Annotated in this window: 19 protein-coding genes; 6 read left to right on the top strand and 13 right to left on the bottom strand. The window is 51.0% G+C overall.

The features are described 5' to 3' along the window. Positions 1 to 83: 83 nt before the first annotated feature. Together JW814_03970 and JW814_03965 are read right to left on the bottom strand one after the other, a co-directional pair. The gene (locus JW814_03970; GenBank protein ID MBN2070594.1) at positions 84 to 764 is read right to left on the bottom strand and encodes a TrkA C-terminal domain-containing protein; all 681 of its coding nucleotides are present in this window, start codon (positions 762 to 764) and stop codon (positions 84 to 86) included. A 109-nt stretch (positions 765 to 873) separates the two neighbouring features. Next, complete coding sequence (locus JW814_03965; protein MBN2070593.1) at positions 874 to 2349, bottom strand: Do family serine endopeptidase; 1476 nt, start codon at positions 2347 to 2349, stop codon at positions 874 to 876. Positions 2350 to 2592: 243 nt separating this feature from the next. On the opposite strand from JW814_03965, the gene JW814_03960 reads away from it, so the two are divergent. After that, positions 2593 to 3225 carry a sugar transferase gene (locus tag JW814_03960; GenBank protein ID MBN2070592.1) on the top strand — a complete coding sequence of 211 codons (633 nt, stop codon included), beginning with the start codon at positions 2593 to 2595 and terminating at the stop codon, positions 3223 to 3225. Between the two features lie 57 nt (positions 3226 to 3282). Here JW814_03960 and JW814_03955 read toward each other — a convergent pair whose 3' ends face one another. After that, entirely contained in the window at positions 3283 to 3567 is a 285-nt protein-coding gene (locus tag JW814_03955) for an acylphosphatase (GenBank protein ID MBN2070591.1), read from the bottom strand. 195 nt (positions 3568 to 3762) lie between these two features. Between JW814_03955 and JW814_03950 the strand changes: the two genes are divergently transcribed. Further along, positions 3763 to 7404, top strand: a complete 3642-nt coding sequence (locus JW814_03950) for a T9SS type A sorting domain-containing protein (protein ID MBN2070590.1) — start codon at positions 3763 to 3765, stop codon at positions 7402 to 7404. A gap of 86 nt (positions 7405 to 7490) precedes the next feature. Here JW814_03950 and JW814_03945 read toward each other — a convergent pair whose 3' ends face one another. The 5 genes from JW814_03945 to JW814_03925 form a co-directional block, all read right to left on the bottom strand. Further along, positions 7491 to 8060: a carbonic anhydrase gene (locus tag JW814_03945; GenBank protein MBN2070589.1), complete on the bottom strand. Its 570-nt coding sequence runs from the start codon at positions 8058 to 8060 to the stop codon at positions 7491 to 7493. Between the two features lie 86 nt (positions 8061 to 8146). After that, positions 8147 to 9976, bottom strand: a complete 1830-nt coding sequence (locus JW814_03940; GenBank protein ID MBN2070588.1) for an amino acid permease — start codon at positions 9974 to 9976, stop codon at positions 8147 to 8149. A 63-nt stretch (positions 9977 to 10039) separates the two neighbouring features. Next, a complete protein-coding gene (locus tag JW814_03935; protein MBN2070587.1) occupies positions 10040 to 10960 on the bottom strand; it encodes a patatin-like phospholipase family protein in 921 nt (306 codons plus the stop codon). A 3-nt stretch (positions 10961 to 10963) separates the two neighbouring features. Beyond that, entirely contained in the window at positions 10964 to 11641 is a 678-nt protein-coding gene (locus JW814_03930) for a rhomboid family intramembrane serine protease (GenBank protein MBN2070586.1), read from the bottom strand. Between the two features lie 72 nt (positions 11642 to 11713). Continuing rightward, entirely contained in the window at positions 11714 to 12340 is a 627-nt protein-coding gene (locus JW814_03925; GenBank protein MBN2070585.1) for a YigZ family protein, read from the bottom strand. 143 nt (positions 12341 to 12483) lie between these two features. Between JW814_03925 and pepT the strand changes: the two genes are divergently transcribed. From pepT to JW814_03910, 3 genes are all read left to right on the top strand, one after another. Continuing rightward, entirely contained in the window at positions 12484 to 13719 is a 1236-nt protein-coding gene (gene pepT, locus JW814_03920; GenBank protein ID MBN2070584.1) for a peptidase T, read from the top strand. Positions 13720 to 13814: 95 nt separating this feature from the next. Further along, positions 13815 to 14789 carry a selenide, water dikinase SelD gene (gene selD, locus JW814_03915; GenBank protein ID MBN2070583.1) on the top strand — a complete coding sequence of 325 codons (975 nt, stop codon included), beginning with the start codon at positions 13815 to 13817 and terminating at the stop codon, positions 14787 to 14789. A 195-nt stretch (positions 14790 to 14984) separates the two neighbouring features. Further along, complete coding sequence (locus JW814_03910; protein MBN2070582.1) at positions 14985 to 16541, top strand: fused MFS/spermidine synthase; 1557 nt, start codon at positions 14985 to 14987, stop codon at positions 16539 to 16541. Positions 16542 to 16641: 100 nt separating this feature from the next. Here the strand turns inward: JW814_03910 and JW814_03905 are convergent, their stop codons facing one another. The 5 genes from JW814_03905 to selD (JW814_03885) form a co-directional block, all read right to left on the bottom strand. Next, complete coding sequence (locus JW814_03905; GenBank protein ID MBN2070581.1) at positions 16642 to 17754, bottom strand: hypothetical protein; 1113 nt, start codon at positions 17752 to 17754, stop codon at positions 16642 to 16644. Between the two features lie 145 nt (positions 17755 to 17899). Beyond that, positions 17900 to 19060, bottom strand: a complete 1161-nt coding sequence (locus JW814_03900; GenBank protein MBN2070580.1) for a carbohydrate-binding family 9-like protein — start codon at positions 19058 to 19060, stop codon at positions 17900 to 17902. 110 nt (positions 19061 to 19170) lie between these two features. Next, positions 19171 to 19656 carry a pyridoxamine 5'-phosphate oxidase family protein gene (locus JW814_03895; protein MBN2070579.1) on the bottom strand — a complete coding sequence of 162 codons (486 nt, stop codon included), beginning with the start codon at positions 19654 to 19656 and terminating at the stop codon, positions 19171 to 19173. An 81-nt stretch (positions 19657 to 19737) separates the two neighbouring features. After that, positions 19738 to 20709: a YitT family protein gene (locus JW814_03890; protein MBN2070578.1), complete on the bottom strand. Its 972-nt coding sequence runs from the start codon at positions 20707 to 20709 to the stop codon at positions 19738 to 19740. Further along, positions 20710 to 22977, bottom strand: coding sequence for a selenide, water dikinase SelD (gene selD, locus JW814_03885; protein MBN2070577.1), 2268 nt, complete (start codon positions 22975 to 22977; stop codon positions 20710 to 20712). It lies immediately after the preceding gene. Between the two features lie 212 nt (positions 22978 to 23189). Between selD (JW814_03885) and JW814_03880 the strand changes: the two genes are divergently transcribed. Next, positions 23190 to 24296: an alpha-mannosidase gene (locus JW814_03880; protein MBN2070576.1), complete on the top strand. Its 1107-nt coding sequence runs from the start codon at positions 23190 to 23192 to the stop codon at positions 24294 to 24296. The last annotated feature ends 4 nt before the right edge of the window (positions 24297 to 24300 follow it).

Genomic DNA, 24300 nt, shown 5'->3' with positions numbered 1-24300 from the left:
AATGCCAGCCGCCGATCAACGGCTGGCAGCAAAAACGGGGGCGCATCAAACGCCCCCGTAACCATTCTCACCTCGACGATCTTCTACTCCGGGTCTCCATCCTTGCGGACAAGATCGGACATCCCCTTGAGGTATCCGAAGCAGAGCAACTTGTCACCCGCCCTGATCTGCTGGTCAGCCTTCGGAGTGGGAATCATATGAAACCCTCTCTTTATGGCAAGGATTAGTATGTTGCTCTGGCTCAGATCTGTCTCCATCAGTTTCTTGCCGGCAAGAAGATGAGAATCGGTTATCAGCAGCTCGGCTATTCCATATCCACTTGCAAGCTTGATTATTTCCGAGAATGCTCCCATCGAAAAGTGAGTCATTTTTGACAGTCTTCTCGTGATAAACCTGTCGACCACATTGTCCAGACCTTTCGCCACTGGAAAAGCGAGGACGACTATCAGGACGAGACCGAGAAGCCCCAGTTTGGCCAGGGCATTTGAAAAACTGTCCCCCCTGAAAGAGATGTATAACATCGCCAACCCCGAGACGATCCCGATATTTCCAAGGATCATGAGCATCTTTACGATCTTTCGTCGCTCGCGGTGATTTACGATATTTTCAGCTTCAGAGGTCGTAAATCCCGTTCCGGTATAAGCAGAAAGCGCCTGAAAAGCGGCTGTCTCCTTGTCAAGTCCCGTCATCCGTAGCGCTATTGAACCAACCTTGATTATCAGGGCGGATAAGATCAATACCAGCAGCAGGGCGAATACACTCACAGGTCATCCCTCATAATTCATTCTTCTACGATTTGAAAAACCGGTCTCCTCCGGCCAGTCCAGGCCGAAAGATCGATAGACCGGCGGGCGGGCGCGACTTGCGCCGCCCCTATTCCTTTACCGCAGTATAAAAGTAACTTCCATTCCTGTAAACAAGAAGTAGCACTTTGCTGCCGTCGGAATCTTCGACGACTTTTCGAAAATCATCGATATCCTCGATTTTCTTCTTGTTGACTTCGACAATTACGTCACCGGTGCCAAGCCCCGCCTTAGCCGCCGGAGTGTTCCTGTCTATTTGCCTTATTATGACTCCCTTGATCCTCGAAGGGATATTCATTGCCTCCCTGTATCTGTCGGAAAGCGTCTCAAGTCCAACACCGAGAAAAACAGGATTTCTGTCCTCGATCTGCTTCTCGACCCTGGCTGGTTCATTTGACGGATGTTCTCCCATCGTGACTTTCAGAGTCCTGTGCTTGCCATTCCTGATGATCTCCACCGCGACTTCGCTTCCCGGTTCCGCTTCCGCCGCTGCACGTCTGAATTCACCCGTATCCTTTATCTTCCTTCCTCCGAATTCTGTCACGACATCGCCACGCTCGAATCCAGCCCTGCTCGCCGGACTTTCCTCAGCGACATGAGATATCAGAACACCTTCGGTATCCTTGAGACCGAAAAATTCCGCCATCTCAGGTTGGACATCCTGTGGGACCACCCCTACGTACCCGCGTATGACCCGTCCGTGAGCGATGATGTTTTCCATTATGCTGTGGGCCAGTTCGATCGGTATCGCGAATCCTATTCCCTGGCTACCTCCGGATCTTGAATAGATCGCCGTATTGATACCAATAAGTTCACCCCTGGTATTTATCAGCGCTCCACCGGAATTTCCCGGGTTTATAGCCGCGTCTGTCTGGATAAAATTCTCGTAATCAACGAGTTCCAGCGACCTGCCCAACGCGCTGATTATCCCCTTGGTAACTGTCTGACCTACGGCATAGGGGTAACCGATAGCCAGAACTGTCTGTCCAAGCCTCAATTCTTCGGAATTACCCATCTCTACGACCGGGAGATCGTTGGCATCGATCTTCAGAACAGCGACATCGCTCCTCGGATCGCTTCCGACTATTACCGCGTCGAAAGTCCTCTTGTCCGGAAGAATCACCTCCACCTCGTCGGCGTTCTGCACAAGATGATTGTTAGTAAGAATATATCCATCCTTGTCGACGATCACTCCCGATCCGAGATATTGCTGTTCCCTTTCCTTGGGTACGTTATACCGCCTGAGATAATCCTCGAAAAACCTTCTGAAAAAGGGATCCTGCATCATAGGTGATTCATACTCCTGCTGCCTTACGATAGATTTTGACTGAATATAGACGACAGCAGGAACTACCTTTTCGACGACATCGGGCAAGGACTCCACTTCGCTGCCCAACGCGTAAGCCTGTGTTGAAATTCGATCGAGGACTCCATCAGGTCCTCTTCCGCCGCTGAAAAAATCTTCCACAGTAATCGCGGCAAGAAATACCACCAATGCCGCAAGAATAATTGACGCATTTCCCGCAAGCCTCTTTTTAAAATTCATTTCCATACCTCCTTTATGACCCGAAGCTTTTTACAAGCCTCTTTAACCTGTCCGGCGACAAAAAGTTCCAAATCGATAAACGAATCGAGTCGATATTATGCTAAAGAATCCGGCAAGATTATCGAATAAACTATCAGTATAAGCAATAACAATAAAATATTCCGGCGTTATCAGTCCTGACGGAAGGGGTTGCTTTTATTGGACGCGCACATCGACAGAAATCAGATCAGTAAGATCCACGAGATGACGATCCGGCTTTTTGATATGATCGTTTCGGCATGCGCGTTGATCGTTCTGACTCCGCTGCTGCTTTTGATCATCGCGGCGATAAATATCGAGGACTCCGGCCCGATCTTTTTTATCCAGACAAGGGTTGGAATTGGCGGCAGACCTTTCAATATCTTTAAATTCCGCACAATGATCGATGGCGCTGAAAAGACCGGGGCTGGATTGTTCATCGACGGCGAGGATGACTTCCGGATCACAAAGACAGGACGTTTTCTTAGAAAGACAAGTCTTGACGAGTTGCCCCAGCTTATAAACATCTTTATCGGCGACATGAGCCTGGTCGGGCCGAGGCCGGGAATGCCGATGCACGTCGAGGAATATTCAAGGCGGCAGATGAAACGTCTCAGCGTTCTTCCCGGTCTTACCGGTTGGGCGCAGATCAATGGTCGAAATTCCCTGACCTGGCCTCAACGTATCGAACTCGACCTGTCGTATATCGAGAACCGGTCATTCTTTCTCAATATTGTCATCATAGCAAGAACGATCCCCTCCCTTATCCGGTCTGGCGGATTGTACGGAGCAAGAGAAAATTTCGATTTCACCGGGAAGGAAGAGACCGGAGGCAGGGACGGGGAAAAGATTCCGTGAGACTCCTTCCAGCAATCACCCCCGCATCCAGATGAGACTGAGATACTTGAAACCGGGCTAGAAACGGACCTCGAACCTGTGGTCGGATCCATCATTCTCGATCTCTTCGATCTCGACAGATGAGACTGACGCTGAAGCCGGCCCGCGAGAGAGCCTTTCAAGGAATTTTTCGATCTTATCTTCGGGGCCTGAAGCTTCGGCTTCCACCGAACCGTCAGGGCGATTCCGCACAAACCCGCAGATGCCAAGGCTGCCAGCCAGCGATCTTGTGAAGAACCTGAATCCGACACCCTGTACTCTTCCCTTGATAGTGATTCTTACCTTTTTCAAACCGGCAAACACTCTCCTGCCTTATAAAAACAAACAAGACCATGCGACCAGCATACTGAAATCATCAAGGCCTTTCCACAGGATTTTCAAATACCGGTTTAAGCACCGGGATTTCACTTCAATATCACCCCTTAATATGCTATACTTCAAGCGGTATAATACGATTAATCGGCAACTCGAGCTGTAGACAAACAAATGGACGTACCTTTGATACGGAGTTCAATCTTCCTTGCACTCCTTTTTCTCGCCAGCATTGCAAGGTCAGACACAATAACTCAGACTGTCTTCTTCGGGCAACCTCGGATAGTCGAGACAGGTTCGGGACTGCTTGTGACGGTCGACCACTGCAGAACGGTCGGCCATTGCGGCGAACCGATGCTTCCCGCATATCCCGCCCGTTTTCTTCTTCCCGCCGGGGAAAAGATATCGTCTGTCTCTTTTAATCCCCTTTCGAATTCCATCATCCAGTGCAGGGGAAGAGTAATGGCTATGCCGCAGCAGTATCCGCTCGGCTCTCAGGCATCAATCGTCATCAGCCGCAATGAAGAAATTTACCGATTGCCGACTCTATACCCTTCCGAATCTGGATTGTTGGTCACCGAGCAGGAAATAGCCGGCAGTCGTATCGCATTCGTGAATATCTTTCCCTGCCGGGTCATTCCTTCGACATCCGAGATCAGTTTCTCGTCAGCCATCGAGGTCATAATCAGGACTGAGCCTTCCGACCGCTCCACCGTTCGCCCCGATCGCCCGCTGACGAATAGGACCCGAAGGATCCTCGAAGAGATCGACAAAGAAAATGCTGGTCCGGGCAGGATACCAAAGCTGCCTGAAGCAAACACCGACATGTTTGAATGCGATAACATCTCCTATCTTATAATCACCAGCGCGGAACTCGCTCCGGGTTTTGAACCGCTCGCGCAGATGAAACTGGCATCCGGGCTTAAAACAGAGATCATCACCACCGAATGGATATCGCTAAATTACCAGGGAAGCGATCTTCAGGAAAAAATTCGAAATCTCATCATCGACGCGTGGACCGGCTGGCAGACCGAATACGTCCTTCTGGGAGGTGACGATTCGGTTATCCCCCACAGGGGAATGTACGTGAAGGTCGGAACCGAGGTGGAACCTGACATAGCTTCAGACCTCTATTACGCCTGTCTCGACGGCGACTGGAACACAGACCAGGATATCTATTTCGGCGAACCCGGAGAAGAGGATTTGATCCCCGAAGTCTCCGTCGGAAGGATCCCCGCCGAAACTCTCGAGGAAGTATCGAATTTCATCTCCAAGCTGGAGTCATATGCGATCTCACCATCCCCGGAAAGATGCGCCACCTCTCTGATGGTCGGAGAACTTCTATGGAGCGGTGAAACAAACACGTGGGGAGCCGACTGCAAGGACGAAATACTCCATGGCAGCGATAATTACGGGTTCACCACTTCGGGCATTCCAGATCACTTCGATAACAACACCCTGTACGACAGGGATATGGGAAGCTGGAGCCAGACCCATCTGCTTTCTTACCTGAACACCGGAGTCAATCTGGTCAATCATCTTGGCCACGCCAGCAACCTCTCGGTCATGAGGCTTGCCGTCTGGGATCTGGATCTTCTCGACAACACAGGTCCCGGAAAACTTCCCTTTATCTGCTATTCTCAAGCCTGTTACCCCGCCGCGTTCGACAACCGCGATGACGCGGGATCGATCCTTCCGGATGATGCGATCGGAGAGCAGCTGATAAACGGTGAAAAGGGCGCCGTCGCTTTTATCGGCAATACCCGCCTCGGATGGAGTTCGCCTGGAACGACGAGCGGCACGTCGCAATATTTCGACCGCCAGTTTTTCGACGCGATTTTCGGCGAAGGGATAAGCGCGATCGGCGAGATACTGGACGATTCAAGGATAGATAATATCTCCTATATTCCGTATGCGGCGGTCAGGTACGTGATGTACGGCATGTGCCTGCTCGGTGATCCCGCAATGACAGTCTGGACCGGTGTTCCCTCCTTCCTCACAGTCACGCATGACGATGTGATCCTTACGAACAACGACGAACTCTTCACCACACGGGTCTTTGCCGGGGACACGCCGGTCGAAGGAGCTCGTGTTTCATTGCTTATCAAAGATCCCGATAAATTTTGTGCGACTGTTACTGATGCTTCAGGGACTGCTTTTCTCGCTCCCTCTCCCGATTCAGCGGGAACGGCTATACTCACTGTCTTCGCCCCTGACTACTATCTCTATTCAGATACCGTTCTGGTCGCATCGTCATCCGATGCTCATCTCGAAATGACGCAGTTCACGATCGACGATGATTCGATAGGTATAAGCTGCGGCGACGGCAATGGTATCGCCGAATCGGGAGAGATCCTCGATCTTTCAATAATCGTAAGCAACGCAGGAGCGTCCCCGGCAGTCGGCACCAGAATAGCCATCTCCTGCGATTCTCCATTCGCGTCGCTGACTGTCGACACCTTTTTGATAGGCGATCTTGCGGAAATGAGCGCTTACATGATTGAAAACGAGCTTTCTCTCGGCCTCGATCAGAATATCCCAAATGGATATTCTTTTAATCTCGGAATCACCCTTCTTTCCGGCGAACTCAGGTGGAAATCAGTCGAGACGATCACCGTCAACGCTCCAGGAGTCATTTTTGACAGCTGGGCCCTGAGTGATTCCCTGCATGGCGATTCGGACGGTTGCCTCGAAGCGTGGGAACACCTCAACCTATCGGCAAGATTGACAAATAGCGGGATCAACACGATCATCTCGCCCGTCCTCTCCCTTTCATGCAGGAATGACGGCTGGTTAAGAATAACCAAGAAAAGCGAACCCCTTTCCGATATCCCGGCCGGAGCAACGATCGATTCCCACGGATTGCTCGAAGTATTCGTCAGAGAGCTCACTCCTCCATTTTCCGAGATCGAGCTCTTCCTGCAACTCGAATCTGAGAATCAGCCTCTTCAGAGCTGTACGCTTTTTACCAATATCTGCGGAAGCAGTATCTCCGATGAGGTCGCAGAGGAAGGGTTCTGGAGGCATTCGGCGATCATCGGATATGACGGGTGGCATATCAGCGCCGAAGAATCGTACTCCTCTCCATCCAGCTGGAAATGCGGCAGCCCGACCGGCCTCGTCTACCCTAATCTCATGGAAGCCGTCCTGGTGACTCCCACCCTCTGCCTCTATGAGAATTCATCGTTGAGTTTCCGGCATATGATGGGAGCGGAAGCGGGGACTACATACCCATACTGGGCTAAGGACGCCGGTGTGGTCGAAATATCGACTGACGGAGGAAACAGATGGACTATCATCAACCCTACAGTCGCTTACCCGTGCAGAGCGAGTTCTTCAAACACGATCTTTCTTGCTCCATATCAGAAGTGCTATTCAGGGAGTATCGGCTGGAAAAGCGAAACATTCGACCTCTCAGCATGGAGAGGTCCGGTTCTTTTAAGATTTCATTTCGCCACCGACGAACAACTGGCTTACACCGGCTGGTTCATAGATGATATAGAGGTCTCGACCGACCAGTTGACTGATAGCGATATCCCCGTTCCTGGAGGGGCTACAGCCCTCCGCTCGGTATATCCCAACCCTTTCAATCCATCGACGATCATAAAATATGAGGTCTCTGGAGACTCGGATGTCGAAATAACGATCTATGACGTCTCTGGCAAGAGGATAAGATCCCTTGTAAACCGCCATCACGTTAGCGGGATCTATGATATCGCCTGGGATGGCAGAAATGACAGGGGGAAGAAAGTGTCGAGCGGAGTCTATCTCTGCCGCGCGAGAATAGGTGTCTACTCGGCTACCCGCAGGCTTATCCTGCTTCGCTGATCGCGTCGCCATTGAAACAGCGCGCCGTACCTTCCCGAAAGCCAGGGCAGGTGGAGGGGAAGAGGTCCTCGCCCGGGCTTGCCGCTCTAATATTTAAAAAAAACCACCTTTCCCGTTACAAGATCGTACCTGGCTCCAATGATCAGCAGGTTTCCCTCTTCATGGAGAGCTTTCAGGACTGGTCCGCTTTCTCTCAGTACCGCGACAGTGTTCTCAATATTCGCCTCCACGAGACTGTCCGGGTCCGTTCCCTCCATGCGCCTGATCACTGTCCTGATCTCTTCGATAAAACTGCCTGTATGCCCATGCGGGTCACATCCGGAAAGAGCCGCTTTGACAGCTCCGCAGTCGCTGTGGCCAAGGACAACGACGAGCGGAACGGCGAGATGCCCGGCAGCGTATTCGATGCTTCCGATGACAAGATCATCAACGATATTTCCGGCGACCCGGATGACGAAGAGATCTCCTATACCCTCATCAAAGATTATCTCGGGCGGCACCCTTGAATCGGCGCAGGTAAGTATTACGGCGAACGGGGACTGACCGGGAGCTGTCTCGCTCAACCTCCGGTTGTCTCTTCGAGGCGCTTCCGGTTTGCCGCCTGCGAACCTTGAATTTCCCTCTATCAGTCTTTCAAGAGCCTTTTTCGCGTCCATCGAGACTTCCTTTCCGTCAATCGATCAATATTCTTAATTTTTACTTTTCCTGCCAGGATACCTCGATGTCATGAACCGGGTGTTCATTATCTTTTTCTTTTCCCCAGCAGGATAAGATCACGCAGACCCTCCCCGTCTCTGGCATTGAGCCAGTTTTCCTCGAATTGAGGATCCTGTACGATCTGCGCTATCCCCGCGAGAGCACGCAGGTGGAAGTTGCGCTCGTCCCCGGTGCCAGTCAGGACGAATATCGATTTTACGTTCTTCTCTGTTTCAGTAAAAGCAACTCCTCCCCTGCATCGGGCGAGTAGTATATCGAATTTTCCCGTTCCTTCAAGGATGATATGCGGAATCGCAAGCAATGGGGTCAGAACAGTGCTGCTTTCCCTTTCACGCTCTCGCATTTTTTCGATAAACGCTTCCTTTTCCACGTCAAGCCTCACCGCGAGAAAATCAGCCACGATGGAGAAAAACGTCTCGAGGTCCATCTTTTCCTCGATATCAAGAACGATCGCGTTTTCTATTATCCTGTCGAGCCTGTCGCGCGTAATATCGTCGCGTTCCCTGATGATCTCCTTCAGTTCAGTCTCAAGCGTCCTTGTCGTCAGCTCTCGGGCCGTTATCCTCTCTATCAGGTGCAGAAGGGCATATTCCCTTACAGCTCTAATCCTCCCATAGAACCAGTACACGAACAGTCCACAGACCATGATCGATCCGCTTGTTAAAAGGGCGGAGCCTCCTATCCCGATCAACATGAATATGAATCCCACGATCCCGCCGATCTGAATCCATGGATAGAGTGGCGAATGAAAGACCGGCTGATAGTTCTGAAGTCTGCTCTCCCTGAGAATGATCAGGGAGAGGCAGGAAAGCATGTAAGTCATAATCAATACTGCTGAAGCCGCTTTGACGAGGAGATCTATCCTCAAAAAGATAAAGCAGACCATGATCGATCCGGTTATGAGAATCGCGATATGAGGAGTACCGGTCTTCTTCCCAACTCTCGATAATGCTTCCGGAAGCAGCCTGTCCCGGCTCAGCGCCATGGGGTAGCGCGAAGAGGCCATGATCCCGGCGTTGGCTGTCGATATAAAAGCGAGTATCGCCGCGATACCCATCACGATCCTGCCACTATTACCCATAAAGACTTCCGCTCCGTCAGAGATAGGAGTGAGCGACGAAGCGAGCAGGTCTGACTTTAGAACGCCGACAGTGACAAAGACTGTTAAAAAATAGAGGAGGCTGACAGTTATAAGAGAAAGGATCATCCCGAGAGGTATTACTTTTCCGGGGTCCCTGACCTCTTCGGCTATGCTCGCTACCTTGAGAAGCCCTCCGAATGAAACGAAAATAAACCCCGCCGTCGTTAAAGTGGGAACCCATCCCCCGGGATTGAATGGATGCATCAACTCGGCAGAGACAAAAGGGAATCCACGTATTATGTAGAAAAGAAGCGCTGAAAAAAGGAAGAAACAGAGGACTATCTGTACTCTGCCCGCCTCTTTGCTGCCAGCGAGATTGATCAACACGAATACCGCCGTCAATACAACGGCGATGATCCTCATATCGACATCTATGAAGATCGATGTGAAGGCAGCCATACCAACGAGGGCAAAGGCGCTTTTCAGCGATAGCGAAAACCAGGTCAGCAGGCCTTCCACTGTGCCCGCGCCCGGCCCCAGAGCTCTCTTGACGTAAAAATATGTGCCTCCAGCCTTCGGCATCGCCGAGACGATCTCCGCCTGGCTGAGAACGCCCGTAAGGGCGAACAGTCCCGCTATGATGTACGAGACTATCATCGATGGGCCTGCCCGGGCATACGCAATGCCGGGAAGTATAAAAAGCCCGGAACTGATCATCGCCCCGCTCGCAATACTGAAGACGTCTATCAGGCCAAGCCCTCTTTTGAGTTCCATCTTAACATCTCCCTCAAATCATTCCTTGATTGTTCATTAACGGCAGATCGATTAAGGATGACTTCAACTTTCAATAAAATCAAGCAGTTCTGCGCCTACCGATGATATCTCCCGGTATCCCGCATCTATGATCTCTTCCGCCCTGTCGAAATCGAAATCCTGGAATCCACCGACCTTCGGCCGGATCATGAAATGGGGACCCGCGTTCAACCTTTCGAATGACAGAAGCCTGGAAGTGACAATAGCCATGCTGTCGGTGAAGACATCTACCAGGTTCCTGCTGCGTCTTTTCTTTTTTTCTTCACCGCTCACCTTTCTGATACCTCCGATGGAAGATATGATCGGTGCTTTTTTCATGTTCTCCCTCAGCCATTCATCAAGTCGCTCGACGACAGGGATATGCCGTGATTCATATGGAGATCTTTCACTGAATACTGAACGGCAGGCGTTGACTCCTATGATCCGTTCAGCGCCCAGCTCATGGGCAATATCGAGTGGAACGGGATTGACTATCTCCCCATCGACAAGATTTCTTCCCATGACCCTGACGGGAGGAAAGACTCCCGGTATGCAGGCTGAAGCGCTTATCGCGTCGACTATGTCTCCATCCCTGAAAACGAACTCGACTCCGGAATCGATATCCGCCGCCACGCATGCGAATGGTATCTGCAGGTCCTCAATTCTTTTCTTTCCGAATTCTTCCCTGAGCGTCGAGCCTATCTTGTCCCAGTCGAAGATACTCCTGACGGTGAACGACAGACGCACGAATTTCAGAAAATCCTTCCAATTGGTCTTCAGCGCGATATCTTTCAGATGTTCGGGAGAATACCCTGCCGCCGTGGCGGCTCCGATAAGCGATCCCATCGAAGTACCAGCTATGCTGGAGATCTTGATATCATTCTCTTTCAGCCACAGAAGAATTCCGATCTCGCATAATCCTCTCGCTCCTCCCGATCCGAGCGCCAGTCCGATCTTTTTACTCATCGGTCAATCCTTTCTTATCCTGAGAATATCGGGTCTGTGGACCAGGATCAGAAGAAACCCTGTCGTAAGTATCAGAAGCATCGATATAAGAAACGGATGCGCCATGAGAAGCCTTGGCCTGAGCGCTACGGAAATGATGATCCCGGCGATCGCACCCCCGAGATGAGCTTCATGACCGATATTTCCGAGCTTCGCCCGTATCCCGTAAACGGATACCAGGATGAAGAGTATACCGAAAAGCCATGAAGGGATCGAGACTGGAAAAAGCAGAAAAGATATCCCTCCGTGTGGAAATATGATTATGCTCGAATAAATGACTCCGCTTACCGCGCCGGAAGCTCCTATCGCCCTGTACCCGGGATGATCCCTGTGTATGTACAGTGCCAGCAGGTTACCGGCTATAAGCGATCCGAAATATATCCCCAGGTAGGCGAGGAACCCGAACCTTGCTCCCACACCGAGGCTGAACGAATAAAGAGCGATCATATTGAACATCAGGTGGCCGATATTGGCGTGAAGAAACCCGGAGGTGAGAATCCTTATATATTCACCGCCACGAAGTATCCTTTCCACGTTGAAAAGATACTGCTCAAAAAAACGCCGGCTGCTGAATCCCTTAAGAGAGAATATCACGTTGGCCACGATCAGAAATATAGTAAATGTCTCGTTCGCATTCTCCATCAGATCCTTTTCCTTTTCCCTGCTTCCCGGTCTCCATCTTCTGCCAGGGCGCGTCCGGGCACCATGGAATAATCATCCTTCATCGCCGTTATCTTTTTTTACAAGTGACAGGCCGCCTCTGGAAAGATCCTCGACTGCTTTCCGGCAATCGTCGAATCTCGAAAGAGGTATCTTTCCCTTTATCCTTATCATATCACCGAAATCCTCGCTCTCGATCTCCCCTTCCGCTTCGAGGACAGCATCCTTTATTTCCCGGAAAAGATTATACGGCAGATCGATCGTAAAAGCGACAAGTTCGACAAGCCTCCTGACCGGAAGTCTTGATATTACATCCCGGGCACAATCCCCGTACGCCTTGACCAACCCACCAGTACCCAGTTTCGTCCCACCGAAATATCTTACGACCATAATAAGAAGATCTACGATTCCGCTTCCCTTAAGGACATCCATAACAGGTCTTCCCGCCGTGCCTTTCGGTTCTCCATCGTCGCTCATTCCCGCTATCTCGCTCCTGCCCCCACCCGTTATGAAGGCATAGACGAGATGGTTGCATCCAGGATGATCATCCTTTGTCTTCCTTATTATTCGCCTGGCTTCTTCCGGGGTCGATACGTTAAGGCCGCACGCGATGAACTTCGAATTTTTAACGATCCTCTCCGACTGAACACTGCCGTCGGGAATATAAAGTTCTTTGTCCATCAGTCGTCGGTGTCCTTTCACCAATAAATGTGTTGAAACGTCAGGCCCTTTCATACTATTTATTGCAGGACGGTCAATCAAGTATTGTTTTGGCCGGGCAGGCCTCTTAACGCAGATCGTAACCGCGGAAGGAAGGATCCAAAATGTCAGGTCTAACAGACAGATTCCTCGAGTATGTAAAAATTGACACTAAATCCAGTGAGGATTCCGAGACAAACCCAACAACTGCCGTCCAGTTCGACCTGGCCAGAAAACTTGTCGAGGAGCTCAAGGAACTGGGTCTTGAAGACGCCTCTGTCGATGAGAACTGTTATGTCATGGCCACCCTTCCAGCCAATATCGACGTTAAAGTCCCGGTAATAGGCTTCATCGCCCATATGGATACCAGCCCCGACATGTCGGGAAGCGGCGTCAAGGCGCGAATTATCGATAATTACGACGGTACCGATATCATACTGAATAAAAAGGAGAATATAATCCTTTCTCCCTCTGATTTTCCTGAACTCCTCAACTATAAGGGAAAGACTCTGATCACAACGGATGGAACGACCCTCCTCGGAGCTGACGACAAGGCGGGGATCGCGGAAATCATGACGGCACTGGAACATCTCGCGGCAAATCCCGATATTAGTCACGGCACGATCAAGATCGCCTTTACACCAGACGAGGAAGTAGGAAAGGGAACAGACCATTTTGACGTAAAAAAATTCGGCGCTGAACTGGCATATACGCTCGATGGAGGACAGATAGGCGAACTCGAGTTCGAGAACTTCAACGCGGCAAAGCTTACTGTGATCGTTCACGGCCGCAATGTCCATCCTGGATACGCGAAAAACAAGATGATCAATTCGATGTTGATAGCGATGGAATATAATTCGATGCTTCCCGTCAACCAGACTCCATTCTACACTGAAAAATACGAGGGGTTCTTCCACATGACCGGTATAAAGGGAACTGTCGAAAAAACCGTCATGACCTATATCGTCAGGGATCACGATATGGCCAGATTCAGGGAAAAACAGGATCTCGGGCTCAAGATCGCCGCATTTCTCAATCATAAATATGGCGAGGAGACGGTCAGCGCGGAATTGACCGAACAGTATCTCAATATGCGTGAAATGATAGAACCTGTAATGTATATCGTCGAAACAGCCGAACAGGCGATGATCGATGTCGGCGTCGAGCCGAAGAAGACTCCCATCCGCGGAGGGACAGACGGATCGAAGCTCTCATATATGGGGCTTCCGACACCCAACCTGTTTACGGGAGGCCATAATTACCACGGAAGATTTGAATATATACCGGTTGAATCAATGGAAAAAGCGGTACAAGTAATATTGAGGATCATAGATCTTTACGCGGAAAAACATAAGATGTAGAAGGACGTGAATCTATGACTGACATGGATAAGACGGCAGTAAAGCTGACCGGGTTTTCCAGCTGCCTGGGTTGAGCGTCTAAACTCGATCCGGCGGTGCTGGACAGGATTGTCAAGAATCTCGATCGAAGCAGCGATCCGAACATCATAATCGGAGCCGACTCCTTTGATGATGCCGGGGTCTATCAACTTCCCGGCGGGCCCGCTCTCGTCCAGACTCTCGATTTTTTTACTCCGATAGTAGACGACCCGTATGATTTCGGAAGGATATCAGCGGCGAATTCCCTCTCCGACATCTACGCGATGGGCGCGAAACCTGTCACCGCGATGAATATAGTCGCTTTTCCCGACACTGCCCTTCCCGAATCTGTCCTCACGGCGATCCTCCAGGGAGCGTCTGATATATGCGCCGCCGCCAGAGTCGCCGTCCTGGGCGGACATTCAATCTCGGACAGGGAGATAAAGTTCGGCCTCTCCGTCACCGGGATAGCCGATCCCGAAAAACTCATGAGAAAAGACCGGGGGAACTCTGGTGATATCCTCGTTCTGACGAAGCCTCTTGGATCGGGGCTTCTCTCCAACGCGCTGATGAACAACGCCGCCGTGAAAAAAGATATAGATTACGCGATCGAGGTAATGGCAGGTCTTAACCGCGCGGCATCCGAGGCAGCTGTAAACGCCGGTTGCCTCTGCGCGACTGATATCTCGGGGTTCGGACTCGTCGGACATCTGAAAGAAATGATCCTCGCCTCAGGCCTGTCAGCCGAGATCGACACTCACGCTCTTCCCGTTCTCCCGGGAGCAATGGAAATAGCGTCGGGAGCGTCATTCTTCTCGGGAGGTGAGCGACGGAATCTCGTCTTTGCCGGCGATCTTCTCAAGTATAAGGAAGACCTTCCCGCCGGTATGTTGAGAATAGCAAGCGATCCCCAGACTTCCGGCGGGCTTCTTCTTGCAATACCTCCGGCTGGCCTGGGAATATTCGAAACAGAACTACGCGAAGCGGGTGGTGGATCATGGGTCATAGGATCTCTCATCGCGGCGGCTCCGAGAAGAATAATGCTGAAATAACCATCAGCCCCCGTAAAAGTAACAGATCAAAATGGCCTTGAACCGCATAATGATACGTTATACTATCGATCCAACACAATCAACAGGGCAGAATACTGGATCGATCCCCGCAATCTCTCCTTTATATTGCTCCCTGTATGTCCACCAGACCGGCACGAACAATTATCGATGAGACCAGATCGGGAAAGGAGCGACATGGAAGGTTCAATCCGGGAAAGCAAAAAAGACAATCTTCTTCTTTATTTGACAGTATCGGTCAGCGGAGCCTCGATACTGGCCCTCGAACTTCTCGGGACGAGGATCCTCGGCCCATACTATGGAGTCAGCCTGTATCTATGGTCGGCAATAATAACTGTCACACTGGCAGCGCTCGCGGCCGGTTATTCAATCGGTGGGCGGATAGCAGACCGTTCCATAACTATGAAGGGACTGGGAATAATGCTTTTCCTGGGCGGGTTGTCTCTCTTCCTGATCCCGTTCCTGAAACGTCCAGTCCTGTCAATACTTGAACCTTTCGAATTAAGATTATCAGTACTTATAGCGGCAACGATTCTTTTTTTCCCGCCACTTATGATCCTTGGAATGATCACACCATCGGCCGTAAAGATCAAAGCTTCGGACCTCGACCGGGTAGGCCGGTCGGCAGGGAACCTATATTCTGTGTCGACCCTGGCGAGCGTCGTTGCCGCCCTTCTTACCGGATTCATACTGATCCCGGGCTTTGCCGTGACTCACATTCTTTTCGGAACGGGAGCCATCCTTTTTGTCACTTCCGGTATTTTAACTATGTCCGGAAGCGTGAAAGACAGGGGGAGTGCCCTGATATCGTCGATTCTCCTTGTCCTTTCGATTGTTGCTATCGTCATAGTCCCTTCTTCCCCGGAAGCGACAGGCAACGCGTCTTTCGTTGAAAGCGGCCACTCCCAATACGCGCAGATCGACGTCGTCGATTACAGAGAGGCGAGATTCCTGCTGATAGACGGCTCCATCCATACTTTCGTCGATATCGAATCGGGAGAAAATCTTTTTCCTTATGTCAATGTGATTGATATAGCGCGCAATATATACGGTAAAAGAGGAGATGCCCTGCTTATCGGCCTCGGAGGCGGTTCGGTCGCTAAGAATCTATCCTCGTGGAGATGGAAAGTAGACGCTGTGGAGATAGATCCTGTAGTGATTGATTTCGCTGAAAAGTATTTCGAACTTTCCTCCAGCGACGCTGAGGTCTTCCAGACCGATGGGAGGCGATTCCTGAAAGAGACTGACCGGCTCTACGATCTGATCATCTTCGACGCTTTCGGAAGCGGCACAGTCCCTTTTCATCTTGTAACAGAGGAAGCGGTCGAGCTCGCTGCTTCAAGGCTTGCTCCCGGCGGCATCATAGCGATGAACGTACTCACCGTAGGATGGAAGAGCAGAATGGTATCGTCTCTCGCGGCGACCCTGTCGGAAAGATTCGACAATATCATCGCTCTGCCGATAGTCGAGCCTCCTGACAAACTCGGTAATCTCATTCTTCTCGCTTCCGATTCGCTTCTCGCGCTTTCCTACCCGATCCCCGAACCGGATTCGCGTTTCAGCCCGGAATACGACATGACTCACGCGTGGGAAAACAGATTCATGCCCCCCACTGATGGACATGTCGTTCTGACTGATGACAGAAACCCGATAGACCTCTGGAGCGAACAGGTCAATCTCAATGACCGGAAAGATCTCATTAAATATTTCAAGGATGCTGGATTCAGGTGGTGACCTTTAAAAAAGCGAGATGCCCATCCTCCCGGGAAGGAAGAATGGAACAGGCATCTCTGCCTTTTAGACCCTTTAAGGATCTTTTCTTACAGCTTACCGACTAGTTTCCCACCATATAGAGACCGAAGTATGTGAGAACATTATCAATCGGGTTTGCTATACCTGTCGAGGTGCTGCCGGCAAAAAGCAGGCCGATAGCGCGAGGATTGGTAGCGACATCTTCTACCAGTAGCGATCCGGAATCTCCGCCGAGGAGGAATTTCCTGCCGGAAACAACGATCTGTCCGGTGAAATACTCCGTTGTCGATTCTCCGCCGCATTCATCCGAACCACCGACGTTGAATGCGCCATTGATCGCGCTGACAGTCCCGCGGGTCAATCCTGAAGTACGACCGCTCTTCTTGACGAGCAATCCTACGTAGGCATCCATCGTCGTGGCCGATATCTCGCCGATCTCGTAGATTGAACCTTCCGGATCGACCATGCCTGGGATTATCTCAGCGATCGCGCAATCGATATTGAGATTATCTTCGCACCATGTCGTAAGGTACGCTACGTAATCAGCAGGGATATCCTGGCAGTTGACATCGATCAGACCGGGCTGATTGATCTCCTGGCCTACTTCGGCGACATCGGGATCGTTCGCGCTCGCGGCCTGATCACCAGCGAATACATGCTTGTTGCTGAGGATGAACTTGGTTCCGGATCCGTCCTGCAGCAACGCGCCGAGTGTCCCTGAGCAGCAATACGGATAGGCGAAATCCTTGCTGTTCCCACCGGAGACTCCGAGCGGGATGGGACGGGGATAACGAGCTGTGTGGCCCGTGGAAGAACTTCCACCTTTGACCATCTTTATCTTGCCTGATACGACCTTGACGACGGGGACGCCTTCGATCGACGCAGGAACATTTTTTCCACCTTTTTCATTTTCAAGGTAGACCATGATAGCGGGAACGCCATTCTTGTCAAGGCCTGTGGCGGTTCCAACTACCAGGGGATCGGTCATGATATCCATAGTATGGCGGTTCTGAATAGCCATGACAGTATGAATGGCGGGGTTATCCATACTTAGAGTTATGGATCCCTGTTCGGTGCCAGCAACGGGTGTGCTGATATTCTCGCCCTGATCGGAACAACCGATCATAAGCGAGAGAGCCAGGAGCATGATACCCCCGACCAACCACCTTACAGGATTGCGTGGGTTGTAGAACATCTAACCCTCCTGTGGAAAAAGAAAAAAGAATAGAATTGATGAGTGATTCTACCGCAGAGAGAAAGCAGTTGTCAAGCCCGGAAGAAAAAAGAACGTGTAACAGCGAGTATCTCCCTCTTCAGAGGGGAACTCAAGGCTGTCATCATTATTTGACAAATTCGCTCACCCGGCCATCGGCGCTGATGGAGATCGCTCGATCTTCATCGACTGATACTAAAACAGCCTCAAAATCGTGCGGAGTGACGAAGACCGCGGGAGGCCAGATATACCCGAATATCTCTGCCGGATCGATTTTCAGCGCTGACAGATCGCTGGTATAAGACCCGTATTGAATGTAAGAGCTGCGTTCACTGTAATAGATCTTTCTCAGAAGCCATCGCGCCTGTTCGTCAGAACCGGGTCTGAATGATTGCGATCCGTGAAACCCTGTCATCACGCTGAACTTCACCAGTCCCCACATCTCTGGATAGTGCATATTGGATATCCCCTGCGCCGACCACGAGGTAAGACGCTCCGGGACCGCCATCGCAGTCTCGGCGTCGGTGGATTTGACGTACTTTCCATCCTCAGTGACCAGGTCATAATTCGCCCGGGATAAATTGACTGCCCAGATATCTCCATCGTCCGGAGGAACTTTTTTATGAGCAGATTCGCCGAGGACAGCCCACGGTATCGCTACCTCGACGGTCCATCCCCTGTCCCTGTTACCCGGATCATTTATTGTCCCGTCCACGTGAACGGCGCTTTCAAGCCCTTCGATATCCCATGAAAGGAGAGCCGGCCCCCCATCCCGATACGGTTTCACCATAAAGATATCACGCACAGTCCCGAAAGCATTTATCCCCAGTTCATAATATTCATGGGTATCTCCATCGGGATCTATATAGATCTCAACATCATTATCCATATAGACGTCACCATCGCGCCGGGTGACTGTCGCCCATACAGCCGGCTCGACTATCTCGATGGCGATATAAAAATAATGATCGTCCCACATCATCTTTGCTCTTGTCCTTGATCCATTAAAAGTTTTCTCTTCTCCCTCGATATCGGCGAAGTCATGGGTCCATTCGGTCCATGGTTGAAGCCACGCGGGGTCATCGATCTTTCCATCGATGACAAGAGGGGCATCAGAGAACCGGCAGATATAACGTTTCGGAGAATATTCTATCGACGGGCAGGGAAATTCTTCGTCAGAAACCCTATTATTCCTCTCCTGCGGCTTTTCGTTACTGCATCCCGCCAGGACAGCAGCTGTGGCGGCCAGGGCGATGAAGAAAAACAGGGTGCTTTTCCTTCGTTTCAATTTCCGACTTCTGCGGAATAATTCCGATATCATGATCAACCTCCATCGATGTCGCAAACAGGTTCCGGCAACGCGAGAAGACGTCTCACGGTCTGACAGGCCCTGCCTGGTCAAAGGCTTTCCTTTGCTGTAATATCCTCTATATCAAGCCTTAGCATATTGAAGATATCATAGTCAGTCTCTTTTTTAAAATTTCTCTTTCTGACCGGTTCCGGATCAGATTCCTGATGGTCCATAAGGATATCGATGCCATGCTTCTTTTCATCGAAAGACTCGACGATACTTATATCGCCTCGTACGATGAGGGACTGGTATTTATGTTCGCATTTTCCGTCAACATATCCGTGATCGCGAAAGATGAAAGCGCAGGCTGAACTGTTTTCCCGTATTATATCGAGCTTGTGCCCTTTGAGCGCGCAGTGAAAATAGAGGGCGCGCCGATCACTGTCGTATCCGTAATTCATCGTGACTATATAAGGCTCTCCCACTTTGCAGACCGAGATAAACGCGAGCCTGCATCCGGCAAGAAGCTGTTCGATAGTATCCTTGTCCTTTATCTCTCTGTCAGTCCTTTTAAGATGGTATTTATTCTTCAAGCTCTTCCTTTCACCCGATCCTCTTCCGTTAAGACGGACAGGCAGGCCGCCTTTCCTAAAGGACCGGGGCTGAGTAGATTCCTATTCTTCATCCAGCTTCTTTACGGGGAATTTGAGACTCTCGGTATCGATCTCTCCCCTGCCCATGAATCCCTCTCCAAGGACTTCGTGAACCCGGTTGATAATGACAAAAGCCTCTGGATCGATTTCCTTGACCAGTCCGACCAGGCGGTATATCTCCCTCCGGTTGACGACGGTAAAGAGAATATCCCTCTCGACATTCCTGTACAATCCCTTGCCATGAAAAGCGGTCGCTCCCCTTCCCATCCTCTTCAGGATAGATTCGGCGATCTTCTCATGCTTGTCGGAGATGATAAAAGCCGATTTCGCGTAGTCGAACCCAAAGATGATTATATCAATAAGCTGTGAAGAGATTATAAGGAGAAGGAATGAATAAAGCATCAACAGCATGACCGGTTTTTCGGGAGAAAGGCCTTTATATTGAAGTACGGCACCGGCGATACAGATCACGAAAAAATCGGTGATGATTATGACGATGCCAGGTTTTGCCCTCCATTTTTTCTTCGCTACCGCGGCCACGATATCGCTTCCGGCAGTAGTACCCTTGAATTTGAATATTATTCCCAGACCGACACCGAGAAAGACCGCTCCGATCAATATCAGGAAAAAAAAGTCGTTATCGATAAGGTACTTGATGGTAGCGGTGTCCTGCAACCTGATCGATTCAAAGATGTCTCCCCTGAAGAGGTCTATGCAGAACGAGTTGACTGTAAATCCCCAGAATGTCCTTAATCCAAAGGTCTTTCCCAGTTCAGCGACTCCCCAGATAAAGAGAGGCAGGTTCATGACCCACATCAGGATGCCGATGGAGATCTTTCCCGCGGTCAGATAATGAACAGCCATCGAAAGCCCCGTAACTCCCCCCGGGACTACCTTGGCATCAACGAGAAAGACCGCAACGCCCAGCGACATTATCGCCGCGCCGACCGTTATGAAAAAATATTCGGCTAAAATACCAGTATTGAATCTCATTCAGATCTCACTTCCGATCTCCGGACCCCGGTCAACAACACGTATCCTTCCTTCACCTTCGCCTTCAAAGCGGCCCGTAATTGAAGCCTCTATCCCCCTCGAGGCAAGAAGATCCAGGGCCCTGACGGCCTGGCCAGGGTCGAGCGCGACAAGAAGCCCTCCTGACGTCTGAGCGTCGCATAGTAGAAGCCGGTCTCCTTCAATAATCGATTCATCCCAGTCGACATGACCTTCCGCATATGCATAATTATTCATAGTCCCGCCGGGGATGATCCCGTCCAGTATCAGTTCCCTCGTCCCCTCTATGACCGGAACGCTGTCCCTCCACAACACGGCATCCAGACCGCTTCCGACGGTCATCTCCCTGAGATGCCCGACAAGCCCGAACCCTGTTATATCTGTACAGGCGCTCGGGTTGAATCCGGATAATGTTTCCGAGGCTACGCGGTTGAGCGAGCTCATCACTTCTATCGCTTTGGCCGCTGTACCGGGCCTGGCTATTCCCCGTTTCATCGCCGTAGCTATCACTCCTGTCCCGACAGGCTTTGTAATGATCATCAGGTCACCGGGCCGGGCGGTCGAATTGCTGAGAATATTCTTCGGGTCTATCACACCGGTGACTGCAAGGCCAAATTTGGGTTCATTGTCTTCTATGGTATGTCCCCCGATTATCGAGATACCCGCTTCATCCGCCTTCGCGAGGGCACCTTCAAGGATCCGACGAAGAATATCCAGTGAGAGCCTTTTAGAGGGAAAAGCCACGATATTGAGTCCGAACAGGGGCCTTGCTCCCATCGCGTAGATATCGCTGAGCGAATTTGCCGCGGCGATAGCCCCGAAATCAAAAGGATCATCGACCACCGGCGTAAAGAAATCAACGCTCTGCACGATCGCGAGATCACTCCCGATCCTGTATACGGCGGCATCATCAGAGCGCTCTTTCCCCACAATGACATTTTCATCCACTGGAGCGGGCATATGCTCAAGCACTTTTTCCAGGTCCTGTGGCCTCAGTTTGCAGGCGCATCCAAGTCCATGTGTGTATTTCGTCAGTCTGATCGCGTCATCCCGGGAAGCTTTGGCAGGTTCCCCGCTCCGGTCCGGTTTCAGCCGCTTTACCGCGGGAATGATCACGCCAAGAGCCATGTCTATATCTGCCGGGGTGGTCGTCCTTCCAGTGGAGAACCTCACTGTCCCCATAGCTATCTCAAGTGGCACCTTCATCGCCTCTAGGACGGTCGAGAGATCGACAGAACCTGTGTGGCAGGCGGCGCCGGCTGACGCCGCTACCTCACCAGATATTTCGTCAAGAAGCGTATTCGCTTCGACAAGTGGAAATGAGACGCTGAGCGTATTGGGCAACCTGTATTGAAGGCTTCCGTTGATCTTCATGTCATCGAAAGCTTCTTTCAGACCGGACTGCAGCCTGTCGCGCATCCTTTCCATATGACGGTGATTTTCTTTCAGATTCTCCTTTGCCGATTCAGCAGCCTGACCTATACCCACGATCTCAAGTACATTTTCCGTCCCCGCTCTCAGGTTGCGTTCATGATCGGCGCCGTGAATCAATTTTGATATTTCTACTCCCGTTCTTATGTACAACGCTCCGACTCCCTTGGGAGCGTAGAACTTGTGCCCCGCCACCGAGAGCATGTCGACACCGAGACTGTTCACATCGACCTCGACCTTGCCAACCGACTGGGCAGCATCGGTGTGAAAAAGGACACCTCGCTCTCTCGCAAGGGCGGCCAGAGCGGAAATGGGTTGGACAGTCCCCACCTCGTTGTTGGCATGCATGATCGTCGCCAGGATCGTCCCGGGAATAAGGGCGTCCCTGAAATCATCGACGCTGACGAGTCCGTCCCCGTCGACGGGAAGATAGGTCACTCTGAACCCTTCCTTTTCAAGATGCCGGCATACCTCGAGAACCGCTGGATGTTCTACCGAAGATGTTACTATATGGTCCCCCTTTTCCTTCCCAACCGATGCAGCTCCTTTTATAGCCAGGTTATTTGACTCACTTCCTCCGCTGGTGAATATCAACTCCCCGGGATCGCATCCCAGAAGAAGAGAAAGCTGTCTCCTTGCCTTCGATACCGCTTTTTTTGCCTGCAGGCCGTACCAGTGGGAAGATGAGGGGTTACCGAAATTTTCCTCGAGAAAGGGGCGCATTGCCCCGGCCACCTCGGACGATATCGGAGTGGTTGCGTTAAAATCAAGATAAACAGGGGCCTTCACGCTTGATCCTTTCCTCTTGCAATCTTTCATCAGCGGACGCTTCCCGGACCGGTCAGTACCGGAATCTCACTTGTCGGTACTGCTGCGTACACGATGACGGGAAAAAACAGATATGTCAAGAACCGGTATGATATTTTTACTTTTGCGCCACTCTTTCCGTGATGACCTGATTGACAATGATACGCGTCTCGACTATCCTCTTCTTCGATGAAAGACAAACCACTGGCAAGATGGAGAATGTCATGCGCAGAATAATATTCTTTATGATCCTGTTGACCCTTATTCTCCCCTCATGCGGAGGCAGAAAAGATACTGTCGTCGACAAGCCTCCGATGCTTAGAAGGTCTCGCGATATCCATATTTTCTACTACTGCTGGTACGGTACGCCCGAGATCGACTCGGATTGGTACGGATGGGATTCGCCCCGGTATCTTCCTACCGGCAAAGAGGTATCGTACAGGGGCGGTGACGATATTGCTTCTTCCTTCTACCCTGCTTACGGGTGCTACAGTTCAAACGATCCGGAGATCGTAGATTATCATATGGCCCAGATAGCGGCGACTCAGACAGGAGTGATTTGCATTTCATGGTGGGGGAAAGACTCTTTCTCGGACGCGGCGGTCGAGGGAATACTTCGAGCGGCGGAAAAATCCGGAATAAAAGCCTGCTTCCATATAGAACCTTTTAAAGGCAGGACAGCTCTGGCTACGCGAGAGGCGATCGAGTATATCCTCCAACGATACGGCCAGCATGAAGCTTTCTACCGGACTGACAGGTTCGGCGAGATACCGATGTTCTATATAGCCTCTTCCTCCCTGATACCGGTATCTGAGTGGGCCGAGATACTTTCCCCCGAAGGCAGCCGGACAATAAGAAACAGTCAATTGGACGCCCTCGTGATAGGATTGTGGGAAGAAGAAGGGGACGGGGAATTACTTCTCAACGGCAATTTTGACGGTTTTTACAACCGTCGTGGATCGAATGGTCCGACTTTCGCGTCTGATCCGGACAACTGGCCGATGCTGGCCCAGTGGTCATGGGATAACGATATGATCTTCATCCCCTGCATAGCCCCGGGATACGACGATACAAGGATACGGCCGCTGAACCGCGCGAATACGGTCGAAAGGCGAGACGGTGAATATCTCTCGGAGGTAATGGGAAACGCTATAAGGATCTCTCCGTCTTTCATGTGCGTCGATTCATTCAATGACTGGCATAACGGGACTCAGATCGAACTCGCCATACCATTCGAGATTGACGGTTACAGGTATATGGACTACGGGCAGCGACCATCCTCATATTACCTGGGAAAGATCAAGGAATCTATCTACAGGTTCGCGAAATAGACAA

The organism is Candidatus Krumholzibacteriota bacterium, assembly GCA_016932415.1.
GTDB lineage: Bacteria > Krumholzibacteriota > Krumholzibacteriia > Krumholzibacteriales > Krumholzibacteriaceae > Krumholzibacterium.
This window is presented reverse-complemented; position numbering and strand designations above follow the sequence as displayed.